Annotated in this window: 11 protein-coding genes, 1 other RNA gene and 2 pseudogenes; 5 read left to right on the top strand and 9 right to left on the bottom strand. The window is 35.0% G+C overall.

Going from position 1 to position 12,286, the window contains the following annotated elements; translation table 11 throughout:
• Positions 1-18 precede the first annotated feature (18 nt).
• Complete coding sequence (locus OPR49_RS00230; RefSeq protein WP_265027097.1) at positions 19-1,548, bottom strand: N-acetylmuramoyl-L-alanine amidase; 1,530 nt, start codon at positions 1,546-1,548, stop codon at positions 19-21.
• 585 nt (positions 1,549-2,133) lie between these two features.
• Here OPR49_RS00230 and OPR49_RS00235 point away from each other — a divergent pair.
• Both OPR49_RS00235 and OPR49_RS00240 read left to right on the top strand, forming a co-directional pair.
• Positions 2,134-3,363, top strand: a complete 1,230-nt coding sequence (locus OPR49_RS00235; RefSeq protein WP_265027098.1) for a cytochrome b — start codon at positions 2,134-2,136, stop codon at positions 3,361-3,363.
• Between the two features lie 473 nt (positions 3,364-3,836).
• Complete coding sequence (locus tag OPR49_RS00240) at positions 3,837-4,595, top strand: cytochrome c1 (protein WP_010963022.1); 759 nt, start codon at positions 3,837-3,839, stop codon at positions 4,593-4,595.
• 138 nt (positions 4,596-4,733) lie between these two features.
• On the opposite strand, the pseudogene OPR49_RS07735 reads toward OPR49_RS00240, so the two are convergent.
• Positions 4,734-4,832: pseudogene (locus tag OPR49_RS07735) on the bottom strand (IS5 family transposase); the annotation flags it as partial.
• 47 nt (positions 4,833-4,879) lie between these two features.
• On the opposite strand from OPR49_RS07735, the pseudogene OPR49_RS00245 reads away from it, so the two are divergent.
• Together OPR49_RS00245 and truA are read left to right on the top strand one after the other, a co-directional pair.
• Positions 4,880-5,002, top strand: a pseudogene (locus OPR49_RS00245) (IS630 transposase-related protein); the annotation flags it as partial.
• A 71-nt stretch (positions 5,003-5,073) separates the two neighbouring features.
• Positions 5,074-5,811, top strand: a complete 738-nt coding sequence (gene truA, locus OPR49_RS00250) for a tRNA pseudouridine(38-40) synthase TruA (RefSeq protein WP_010963021.1) — start codon at positions 5,074-5,076, stop codon at positions 5,809-5,811.
• A gap of 79 nt (positions 5,812-5,890) precedes the next feature.
• Here the strand turns inward: truA and dnaN are convergent, their stop codons facing one another.
• The 4 genes from dnaN to OPR49_RS00270 form a co-directional block, all read right to left on the bottom strand.
• Positions 5,891-7,048 carry a DNA polymerase III subunit beta gene (gene dnaN / locus OPR49_RS00255; RefSeq protein WP_038199350.1) on the bottom strand — a complete coding sequence of 386 codons (1,158 nt, stop codon included), beginning with the start codon at positions 7,046-7,048 and terminating at the stop codon, positions 5,891-5,893.
• 123 nt (positions 7,049-7,171) lie between these two features.
• Positions 7,172-7,669, bottom strand: a complete 498-nt coding sequence (locus tag OPR49_RS00260; RefSeq protein WP_265027099.1) for an invasion associated locus B family protein — start codon at positions 7,667-7,669, stop codon at positions 7,172-7,174.
• Positions 7,662-8,555: an RNA polymerase factor sigma-32 gene (locus OPR49_RS00265; protein WP_265027100.1), complete on the bottom strand. Its 894-nt coding sequence runs from the start codon at positions 8,553-8,555 to the stop codon at positions 7,662-7,664. Before OPR49_RS00265 ends, OPR49_RS00260 begins: the two co-directional genes overlap by 8 nt.
• A gap of 320 nt (positions 8,556-8,875) precedes the next feature.
• Positions 8,876-9,580, bottom strand: a complete 705-nt coding sequence (locus OPR49_RS00270; protein WP_265027101.1) for an acyloxyacyl hydrolase — start codon at positions 9,578-9,580, stop codon at positions 8,876-8,878.
• Between the two features lie 378 nt (positions 9,581-9,958).
• On the opposite strand from OPR49_RS00270, the gene OPR49_RS00275 reads away from it, so the two are divergent.
• On the top strand, positions 9,959-10,120 hold the full coding sequence (locus tag OPR49_RS00275; RefSeq protein WP_265027102.1) for a hypothetical protein: 162 nt from the start codon (positions 9,959-9,961) through the stop codon (positions 10,118-10,120).
• A gap of 96 nt (positions 10,121-10,216) precedes the next feature.
• On the opposite strand, the gene OPR49_RS00280 is transcribed toward OPR49_RS00275, so the two are convergent.
• The 3 genes from OPR49_RS00280 to ffs all read right to left on the bottom strand — a co-directional run bounded on the left by OPR49_RS00280 (position 10,217) and on the right by ffs (position 12,152).
• Positions 10,217-10,549 carry a YbaB/EbfC family nucleoid-associated protein gene (locus OPR49_RS00280; protein ID WP_010963017.1) on the bottom strand — a complete coding sequence of 111 codons (333 nt, stop codon included), beginning with the start codon at positions 10,547-10,549 and terminating at the stop codon, positions 10,217-10,219.
• Positions 10,550-10,552: 3 nt separating this feature from the next.
• Complete coding sequence (gene dnaX / locus OPR49_RS00285; protein ID WP_265027103.1) at positions 10,553-12,037, bottom strand: DNA polymerase III subunit gamma/tau; 1,485 nt, start codon at positions 12,035-12,037, stop codon at positions 10,553-10,555.
• Positions 12,038-12,052: 15 nt separating this feature from the next.
• Positions 12,053-12,152, bottom strand: an RNA gene (ffs, locus tag OPR49_RS00290) — signal recognition particle sRNA small type.
• Positions 12,153-12,286 lie beyond the last annotated feature (134 nt).

Consider the following 12,286-nt stretch of genomic DNA (forward strand, 5'->3'; position numbering starts at 1 on the left):
CTTAAAAAAAGTTTTCGTTTAACAAATTTCTTCCTTTGCTTTTTCTAAATACTCCAATATTGCTTCATGTAGCGCAGTCCATGTTATCTGTTCTTCCAGGGAAGGTATAAATTCTTGTCTCCAAGCATTCTTAAACTCCTGAAACCACTGTTTTTCAAAATCCTGAAATTCTAAAGAAATATCTACTTTAAAGCTATCAATTAAACTGGAAACTTCTGCAGCTTTAGAGCTATCTAGTGATTTTAAAGATAACACTCCACTCTTTAAAATGTCTAATTCTTCCAATACATTAAGCTTAAATGGTTCATAGAGTGAAGACCATATGCGATATCTTAAATAAGAATCATAGTATAACTTAATTTTGTACATTAAAGTGGTAGATGCATCAGGAGAAATGTTATTCTCATATTGTGCAAGAGAAGATAATAAATTCTCATAATCTACTTTGCTTAAACATGGTTGTAGAGTCGATTTAATTTTTTCACTAAAGGTTAGATAACTAGAAGAAATGCCATGACTATATTTACTAAAGAATTCAGGAAATATATCTGCTTGTTCTAATTTAAGAGGTAAATCTTTTCTAATTTCTCTTGGTAAATTATGTATTGAAAACTGATAAATAACCCATACAAAATTCTCATCAAACTCATCTGAGTAATCAGCATTATTATCAGGAAAAATTACATTACCTTTCTTATCATTCCAAGGTAATATCTTATAGAAAAATCTGTTCAGCCTTTGTTTTAATTTCAAAATACCTTCATTTCTATCACCTGCTTTATACAATATTTCGCCCATTTGCTGTTTAGCATCTTTAGGGTTTCTTCTGTCACTTATGTGCAATCCAATTCCATTTTTCTCTAATAACTCCCAATCAAACAATTTGTGTGGATCTGGTTTACGCATTGTATAGCCAAGCTCTGGATCATGCACTATAGTTCCTATTTCAGAATGACTAAATATCATATCCCTTTTAATTTTAAAACGCTCCATAAGATATAAAATCAGCTCTTTAACGGACCTCATTTGCTCTTCCGGAAAAGGCTCAAGTCCTGTGTTTACAATTTCAATACCTACAGAATAATTGTTAAGCTTCTGCAGCTCTTCAAGCTTGCTATTTATCTTAACTCTTGCATAACTAATACCAGCATGCCATGCTTCTTTCTCTAATGGAACCATTAAGGTAACGCTGCCGTCCCTATCGACAATAAAATGAACTGACAATCCTCTAGCATTCAGCGTATCTTTTGTACCTTTTAATGTTGATGTTTCAGTATGGTGAACTATAACCATTAACACTTTTTCACCGGCTCTATCACCATAATTTAAAGCTGAAGTTGGATCTAAAAATAACAAATCCTGATCTTTCAATAATGGTAATTTTTCTTGTAAATCTTGGAAATCATTCTCGATACTGCTTGAACTGGATACTTGCCCAGATATGAGAAATGCTGAGACAGTAATCAGTAAAACTAATAAATATTTGTTGATTTTAGATAGTTGGATTTTCATACCATCTTCATAAACACTTTGTAGATAACTTTTCATTATATAGTTAGAGTAGTGTTGTTGAATAAATTTACAAGACAAAATCATACTAGTCCAGTAATAGTAACATGTCCAAAGATAAAGCATTTAAAATACTGGGATTAAATCCACAACTGTACGAACATTACAATTTGAGCCTACCAGAAGGATGTCATCCCAGTGCCCAGACACTGGGATCCAGGAATTTTGATTGGGCACTAAGTTGGTAAGCATAAAAGTGGCTGATCTTATGTTAAAACACAATGTTCTTGATAAGATTACGGCAAGGCTGGATTCCAGACTGGAATGACACCATTTGCTGTGCAGTTTACCTTCAAGAATGAATGTTCGTACAGTTGTGGATTAAATCCTGAAGCAAGTCAAAATGAAGTCAATAAAGCATATCAAAATTTAATGAAATTAGTTCACCCAGATATAAGGAGGCTCAGAGTATTTTGCACAGAAATTAAACGCAGCACGTGATAGGTTGCTGAAGAGGTAATTAATATTGCTTTAAAGTTTTTATTTGTGCGTAAAGGATAAGTTGCTACAATAAAAAAATAAGATAAAAGTAGCAATGGACATGTGTTCAGAAAGGTTTAAGTTATGCAGGAAGATAACAAAAAAGAAGCAATAAAAGAAGAAAAAGGCATATTAGGGTGGATAGAATATAGACTGCCTATATTTTCTTTTCTAAGACACACTGCTTCTTACCAAGTGCCAAAAAACTTAAATTATGCTTGGAACTTTGGCTCTTTGGCTGGTATAGCGCTAATTTTACAAATAATAACAGGTATATTTCTTGCTATGCACTACACTCCGCATGTTGATTATGCGTTTAATAGCGTGGAGCGTATAATGCGTGACGTGAACTATGGATGGCTGATACGCTACACTCATGCTGTCGGGGCATCGCTCTTCTTTATGGTAGTCTATGTTCATATAATGCGTGGGTTATATTACGGATCTTACAAGAGGCCACGAGAGATGGTGTGGTTTGTTGGTATATTTATATTTTTTGCAATGATGGCAACTGCCTTTATGGGATATGTATTGCCTTGGGGACAAATGAGTTTCTGGGGTGCAACAGTTATAACCAACTTATTTTCTGCTATACCTTTAATTGGCAATAAAATAGTTATATGGTTATGGGGTGGTTTCTCCGTTGATAATCCGACGCTTAACCGTTTTTTCGCTCTGCATTATCTTCTGCCTTTTGTTATTATTGCTTTAGCTATGCTTCATGTGATAGCTCTGCATAGGTTTGGCTCTGGTAACCCAAGTGGAGTGGAGGTAAAATCAGATAAGGATACCATCCCTCTCTATCCTTATTATATAGTCAAGGATTGCATAACTTTTGGTCTGTTTTTTGTAGTTTTGTTCGCATTTGTTTTCTATGCTCCCAATTATCTTGGGCATCCAGACAATTATATAGAAGCTGATTCTATGGTCACTCCGGTACATATAGTGCCAGAGTGGTATTTTTTACCTTTTTATGCAATGCTACGTTCAATTCCAGATAAACTTACTGGTGTGCTTACCATGTTTGCGTCTATTTTAGTGTGGTTTTTGTTACCTTGGCTTGATAAATCAAAAGTTAAAAGTGGTGCTTATCGCCCGGTGTTTAAGAAATTTTTTTGGGTTTTTGCAATAAATTTTGTACTTCTTGCCTGGCTTGGAGGACAAGAGGTAAAAGAGCCTTACATCACTATGAGTAGGCTATCTACTCTTTATTACTTTGCATACTTTGTGATAGTTTTACCACTGCTTAGTAAGTATGAAAAGCCAAAAGAACCACCAAAAACCTTAAGTGATTCTGTGCCGGAGATGAGGTGATGTCAATTCAAAGCAGATCTCTTACAAAATTCTCTGTCATCCCAGAACTCTCTTCTGTCATCCCAGAGCCCTCTTCTTTCACCCCAGAGCTCTCTTCTGTCATCCCAGAACTCTCTTCTGTCATCCCAGAGCCCTCTTCTTTCACCCCAGAGCTCTCTTCTGTCATCCCAGAGCCCTCTTTTGTCATCCCAGTGCTTGACACTGGGATCCAGAAAAAAAATAAATGGATTCCAGCATCATGTACACAATTGTATGAACGTTGTATACAACACACAGTGTCATTTCACTATCTTCCGTTGTCATCCCAGTGCTTGACACTGGGATCCAGGTATAAAAATACTTACAAATCATGCAATGGACAACAGATTCTAGGAGTGCATGATAACCATAATGTCAGTGATGAAATAAGCTGGATTCCAGTGTCAGCTACTTGCATGACATCAATTCGAAATTTACTAAAACAGTGGTTATGCATGGGATCTAATGTATTTGCAATCTTCTGCATGTTATTTCTATCTAGTCTTATATCTGCAGAAGAATTTAAATCATCACCAAATAAGAAAATAGACTGGAAATTTGATGGAATTGTCGGATCTTTCGATAGAGAGTCAATTCAGCGTGGCTATAAAGTGTATAAAGAAGTCTGTGCTGCTTGTCATTCAATGAATAGGGTAGCATTTCGTAATTTGCAAGATGTCGGTTTTTCTGAAGAAGATGTAAAACAAATAGCAGCTTCTTATCAAGTTAAAGATGGTCCGAATGATTTGGGTGAAATGTTTGACAGACCTGGAGTACCTTCGGATTATTTTATTGCGCCTTTTGATACAAAAGAAGCAGCTGCAGCAAGCAACAATGGTGCAGTCCCACCAGACTTATCATTAATTATTAAAGCAAGGCATGATGGTGCAAATTATGTCTATTCATTGTTAACAGGCTATCAAAACGGCGAACACGATGAAAATGATTTATATTTTAATTCGTATTTTCCAACAGGCAGATTAGCTATGGCGCCACCACTTTCTGAAGGAATGGTGGAATATGATGGTGCAAGGCAAGCCACAGTTGAAAATATGGCGTATGATGTGATAAATTTTTTACAATGGGCAGCAGAGCCAGAATTAGAGCGCCGGCATAAACTTGGATTAAAAGTAGTGGCGTATTTTATAATTTTAACAGTGTTTTTTGTATTAACTAACAACAAAGTTTGGAGCAAGCTCTATAAAAAGAAGTGATAGTCAATTTTGCCTCAAGCACAATGGTTGTCATCCAAGTAGCTAACACTGGTTCCTTTATGACGGTGTCATCCGAGTAGCTGACACTGGGATGGCTTTGTCGCATCGTACCTTATACGGTAATAATTTACGATAAATTCATGTAGCCATTTCGAATTTAGCCATACCAATGTCAGTAAATTTATTAAGCAAATAGCACTTAATGAGCAGTTCTTTTTCACGATTTATAGCTCTTTTCATAGAAGTCCGGATGTGATAAGGATAGATAATGATAAGGAGGTTGAATGCCAGCAGCATATAGTTATGATTTAAGAAAAAAAGCAATGGAGGCGCTAGACGAAGGAGAAAGCAGAGAAGCAGTGGCAGCAAGATTTAAGATTGGACGAACTACTTTATGGGAGTGGCAGCACTGTAGGATTGACCATAAATTATGTTAAGATAGAAAATGACTATTTTAGATAGAGCTTGATGTAATGCAGTGCGATACAAAATAACGGTAGAATATAATGGTAGTAATTTCTCTGGTTGGCAAAAACAGCAACACTCTGCTAACTCAATCCAGGAGAAGATAGAAAATGCTATATTTAATTTTAGTGGTGAGAAAGTTACTTTGTACTGTGGTGGCAGGACTGATGCAGGAGTTCATGCTTTAGGACAAGTTGCTCATTTTGATATGGAAAAGGAATTTGAGCTTTATAGAATAAGGAATGCAATAAACTATCATTTAAAATCAATTCCTATAGTCGTGCTTAATGCAGAAGTTGTAGATGATGCGTTTCACGCACGGTTTTCAGCAAAAAAAAGATATTACGAATATAGAATAGTTAATCGCTATGCTCCTGCTGCTCTGGAGACGGGTTATGTATGGCAAGTGTTTAGTCCACTTGATGTAAATATTATGCGTGAAGCTGCTAAACATCTACTTGGAAAACATGACCTTTCAAGTTTCCGTTCAAAAGATTGTCAAGCCGCAAATCCGATAAGAACAATTGATGATATCGATATAATACAAAATGGGAATCATATACACATCAAAATATCTGCTATTTCCTTTTTACATAACCAAGTGAGAATTATTGTGGGTACTTTAGTTGAATTTGGAAAAAATAGAACCAATCCGCAAGAAATGCTAAATATATTAAACCAATGCAAAAGAAGTGCCGCTGGAGTTACTGCACCACCTTTTGGCTTATATTTGGTAAAGATAGATTACTAATTTAATAAAAGCTAGTGAAATAAGTGCCATACCGCCACGGTATCTCCAGATTCCGCTAACAAGCAGCGAGATGACGAGTTTAAGTTCTCATTGGCATTACTACATATAATGCACTTGAATCGTCTTCATCAGTGATAATTGTAGCACTATTACCATCGGCTAAGCTAAACTTACATTTATTTTTTATGCAGGATAGAACATCAAGTAAATAACGCGAGTTGAACCCTATTTCTATAGGGGCTTCATTGTAGTCCACTTCTATGGATTCAGTTGCATCACTGCACTCTTGGGAGTTTGAATGCAGAGTTAGCAGCTTTTCTTGTAGTGAGAATTTAATAGATTTTACTTTATCAGATACAACAACGGAAACTCGATCTATAACGTCTGAAAGTTTTTTACTTTCAATAATCATATGCTTATCTTGAGATGCTGGAATAACTGCTTTATAATTTGGAAAAGTTCCATCTATTAATTTTGATATTAGAATATATTCACCGCATGTAAACTTGATTTTTCTGTCTGAGAGTTTTACTTTAATTTCATTACAATCGTCCAATATTTTTAACAGCTCCATAACAGTTTTACGTGGAATGATCACACCAAATTCGCCATTGATGTTCCCAGGCTTTGGCCTCTTTATACATGATAAACGATGGCCATCAGTTGCAACGCAGTACAGAAATTGCTCATCTGTATGTAGATATATTCCATTTAAATTATACCTTGTATCATCTAGTGATACAGCAAATTTTGTTTTAGTTAATAAGTCTATCAGGTCTGTATTTAGTAGAGTAAAATCATGTTTATAATTGTCTTCTTCAAGAGCAGGAAAGCTGCTTGAAACTACATTCGGTAAAGAAAAGTTTGCATTTCCGCAAGACATCAATAATTTTCCTTGGTTGTTTACTTCAAAATTGACATCTAAATCAGCGGGTAACTTCTTCACTATGTCATGTAAAGTATGCGCTGAAATTTTTACTTCTCCTTCTGTTAATACGGTTGCAGCAAGTGAGGCAAACATTGAAATGTCAAGATCAGTTGCCATTAATTTTATGCTGCCGTGTTGTGCTTTGATATTTATACACGCCAAAACATCTATTGCATTACGCCTTTCAACCACTCCACTTACTCTGGATAATGTATTTAAAAGACTTGTGCGGCTCACGCTAAAACGCATCTGCTCGCACACAGAATTTTGCTTTTTGATTTCTGTATCTACACCTGCAACCTCTGACATTGCTAACTCTCAAAAATATATTTTAAATGATATCCACATCCCATATAAAGTAAAGTGCTATTTATCGAAAGGGCAGTCTGTTTTATACTATAACTGGAAAATTACCTATTCTGTTACAATAATTTACTTTGTATGGCATAAATCATGCATTTTTTGATACGCTTTTTGAAAACCAAGTAGGGAATAAGTATCATCAATGGTCACTGTTTTTGTTTTTCCATTAACTACCATTGATAATCCCTGCTTCATTTTTAGAATGAGATCTTGATCTATTTTTGTATGCTCTGCCCACGCAAAACTTCCCTGTATTATGGGCAGTGTATATTTAATTTTTTTGTCGATATTGAGAGCTATAGGCTCCTTGTCGTACTGAAAACCAGAGGTAACGCTTACCTCATCTGCTTTTTTATCAACATAACTAACCATTACATATGGCTTGCGGTTGGTTGTATAATGTTCGCTTTTTTTTTTAGGATAGGATACAATATAACATACCTTCTCTCCATCTTCCAATGCAGTATACACGAGCCAATCTTTATATTTTTCCTTCAATTGTACATCACTAACTGATGCAAAAGCGCCTATTGAAAAAAATATTAGAAATATAAAAAAACTACGCATGCAAACCAAATTTCAAACTTTCAGATTGTATATATTGTTTTACCTTAGCCATCGCCTGCTCAGCCAACTGCCTTATTCTTTCTCTTGAAACACAATACTTTTTACTAAGTTCATCCAGAGTTTGAGTGTTTTCAGACAAATATCTACTGATAAAAATGTCTCTTGCCCTTTCGTTGAGGCTTGCTAGTGCATTGTTTAAAATTGTTTCTTTTAATTCTTTTTCTTCATGATTCTGATAGGTTACTTCTTGACTGACCAAGTTACATGGGATCATATCTTGCAACTCCCTTTTAGAGTCATCACCTATTTTTATGCAATCGTTTAGCGACTGATCCTTACAAGCCAAACGGTAATTCATCTGCAGAACGTCTCCTTCGGATACAGAAAGCTCATTAGATATTGCTTTTATTTCTTCATTATTTAAAGTTTCCCTGTTTGTATACTGTAAAATTCTTTTTTTTATTTTACGTAAACTAAAAAATAGTCTTCTTTGTGCTTGCGTTGTGCCTATTTTCACAAACGACCAAGATTTCAATACAAAGTCTTTTATTGAAGCTTCAATCCACCACACTGCATAAGTTGAAAAACGAAACCCTAAATCAGGATTAAACTTTTTTACTGCATGCATTAAACCCATATTCCCTTCCATGACCAGGTCCATCAACAATAGTCCATAATTTTTGAATTTCATTGCAATTTTCACTACCAAATTCAAATGGCTGGTAATCAATTTATGAGCAGAAGAAATATCCTTGTATTGGTTCCAATTTTTTGCTAATCGCACCTCTTCCTCTTGAGACAGCATAGGAAATTTTTGCACCCTAGCAATATATTGCATGAGATTGGTTCTGCTATCGACACATAAGTTTGCCATTGAGGTCAACATAACAACTTAAATTAAAACTTCATGCATATAATATATTGATTTTCCAGCAAAAATTCAAGCTTTGATTTGAAAAAAGTACAAATTTTCCATCTAATTTCTTGGAGACAGTAGGCCGCAGTGTTAGCTAATTGGATAACATTATGTAACTTTAGATGATATTCTACCAGTACAATGGTAAACGTTATAGCTTAAACACATAGCAAATAGTGTTATTCCAGTGCCTTGACACTGGAATCCACATTTCTTTTTTTCTAGATCCCAGTGTCATGCTACTTGAATGACAAGAAAAAACCCACTGGGATAACAAAACTGAAGATAGACTAGAAATTAAACGCTACTCCAGCTTCTGCACCAACAGTGCTGTAAAGAACTTTATATGCGTCTTTAGTGACTTTTGTTTCTTTTCCACCACCCGCTTTATCTACTTCTTCACTTTTATCAAAGTGAGCACCAAAAGAACCGAAATAACGAGCTCCAGCATAAAGTTTGACTTCTGGAGTTACATCATAACTAACACCAGCTTTTACTTGACCGGCAAAACCAAATTTACTTTTTTGATCATTTATAGGGGTTTTCAAAGGAGTGCTAATATACGCTGCACCAACACCAACACCAATGTATGGAGTGATAGGCATATCTTCAATTGCTACATCGTAATAAACGTTAACTAGTCCTGAAATTGCTGTTAAATTATCTGCAACTGTATCACCTACTACATCTGCATCTTTATTCAACCATGAGTAAAGCCCTTCAACATCAACTCTAATGTCGTCCATTTTATAGCCAAACGCACCACCACCAGCTATAAAAGATGCTTTTAAGGGACTATCCTTTTCTTTGCCTGTTGCATTTGTAATACCATCAACTTTTGTGAAAAGAGGTAAAAATTCACCATTGTATTGCAAACGAACGTAGTAGATAGTTTCTTCATCACTTATTGGACCAAGAGGATCTGAAAAAGCAGAGTTTGATAAACTTAGCAACGTTGCTAAAGCGGCTGCTGAAAAAAACTTTTTATAATGCATAATTGTCCTCGTAAAAAAATTAAAATTCCACTTTAGCAGTCTAAGTAACAACTAAAGTTAAGTCAAGTGCTAACTTAATAACACAAAATATCTTACATTTTAACTAATTTTTAGGAGAAGACAAAGATTTTATTAATGAATAAATACGACTTTTTTACTCTTGATTTTTTGGTATAGCTAACATAGGTAAGATTTACTATCGAAAGACCTCGTCATTCCGCTGCTTGTTAGCGGATGAGATACCGCAAATGAATCCATAACTACACGAACATTGCAATTTGAGTCTACCAGGAGGGCAATGCCTCTTATTCAAGTACCCTCTTCTTGTCATCCCAGTGCTTGACACTGGAATCTAGTCTTTATTATGCAGCCACTTGGTTGAAATTAAGTCTTCTGGATCCCAGTGTCAGCTACTCGGATGACACCATTCTTTTTCCTGGATCCCAGTGTCTGGGCACTGGGATGACACCATTTGCTGTACAATTTACTTTCAAAAATGAATGTTCGTACAGCTATGGAATGAATCACGGTATGACGTAGGGCTGTGCTAGCTATAGGTGCATTATATGAAGAAGTACTAGCGTTGGAAATATTAGAAAAAAAATACTTACACTAAAAGAAACTTCAGTAGTAAATTCAAAAAGGAAGTTTAAACCCAGATGGTAAACCCATCATACCTGCAAGATCAGAAGTTGCATTCGCCATATCTTCTTCTGCTTTTTTAACGGCATCATTAAACGCTGCTGTTACTAAATCCTCTACTATATCTTTTTCCTCATTTCTCATAAGTTCTAAGTCTATGTTCACCTTTTTAGCTTTATAGCTACCTATTTTTATGACTTCCACTAATACAGAAACTTTGCCACCACCAGAAATACCTTGAAACTCTTTTCCAACATATTTTTCTTGAGCTTCTGCAAGCTTTTTTTGCATCTCTTGCGCTTGTTTCATTATTTGACTAAAATCCACAACTTACTCCTTATTTTCTATATTAACTACTTTTGCACCTTTAAACGTGTCAAGGATATCCTTAACTGCAGGTGCATAATTTAAATTACTCACTTCCCTGTTTATATAACCTGTATCAACTGCAATAACCCACTCTTGCTGAGTCACCTGGCTTAAGTAATTTTTTAAATCATTGCAAAAATTACTATCCAACTTAGATACAGCTTTTAATTTTAAATATCCAGGTTTACAATCTATTAATTGTAGATTATTACACAGTTGTTTGTAAAGATAAATTTGGTTACTCCGCCTTAATAGTTGCAAAACTTTGTCAAAATCATAATTTTGTTGCTGTTCATTTCTTACATTACGCGTATTTTCCGGCTGTGCATTCTGCGAAAGAATTTTTTTGACCACCTGTTCCGGAGAAGGCAGATCAGAAAGATAACAGAGGCTAATTAACATCATTTCAGCAGCAACATCGTTGCATGTTGAAGTTTTTATATCTTGAATACCTTTAAGCAACATCTTCCACAATCTCGAAAAAAATATTAAAGATCTCTTTATACTTAAATCTTTTATCCTATTCTTTTCATGCTCTGTAACTGCATTATCAATCTCTTTTGTAATCAAAAAACGGCATACTAACTGAATTGTTTGCAATAGACCTTCAAAAATACTAAGTGGGTTTGCTGTTTTTACCGCCTTGTCAAACACTGATAGAGCTTTCTGTAAATCACCTTCTAATATTGCCCCTAATAGATCGAATATAATATCTTTATCCACTAGGCCAAGTATGTCTGTCACATTTTTAGTGGATATTGCACCATCTTTGCTATATAGCACTGCTTGATTCATCAAAAACAAGGCGTTACGCATTGAATTTCCAGAGTGTCGTGCAATTAATTCTAATGCTCCCTTTTCAATGGAATAACTCTCTTTTTGTGCAACATCATTTAAACGTTCCACTATTTTAGCTACAGGAATGTTGTGTAAATCAAATCTTTGACAACGTGCAATAATAGTTATTGGTATCTTTTTTATTTCCGTAGTTGCTAAAATGAACTTTACACTAGATGGTGGCTCTTCTAGGGTTTTAAGTAATGCGTTAAATGCGCTGCTGGATAACATATGTACTTCATCTATAATGTAGACTTTGAATTTAGAGCTTATAGGTGAATAGCAAATATCTCCCAGGATTACTTTAATATCGTCAATGCTAGTGTGACTTGCTGCATCGATTTCAATTACATCTGGATGGCTTGAATTTTTTATTGCTAGACAATTTTCACATGATCCGCAAGGTTCAAAAATTGGCCCCAGGGAACAATTCAAACATAAAGCTATTATCCTTGCAGTGGTGGTTTTACCAACTCCACTACTACCAGAGAGGAGTATAGATTGTGGGATTTTGTTTAAAATAAAAGCATTTTCTAATACACGCACTAATATATCTTGACCTACTAGATCTTTAAAGCTACTAGGACGATGTTTTAATGCTATATTCATAGCCTCGGATAAAACAAATAATGAAATAGGTATGCAACCCAAAAAGGTTCTGATATGGCTGCTTCATTTCTGATCTGACCAAATTACAGAGTTTTTGCCTGCATACCTTATAAAATATTATACTTTTTTTTTTATTTAGCAAGGTATATCCTATATTAGCTCTATAATTTGATATGTTAAATTTTTTACAGTGCTATTTTGAAGTAAACAAAAAGTTAGTTGTCATGCAAGTCACTACAAGATTGTCAC

It is taken from the genome of Wolbachia endosymbiont (group A) of Bombylius major (assembly GCF_947251895.1).
Taxonomy (GTDB): Bacteria; Pseudomonadota; Alphaproteobacteria; order Rickettsiales; family Anaplasmataceae; genus Wolbachia; species Wolbachia pipientis.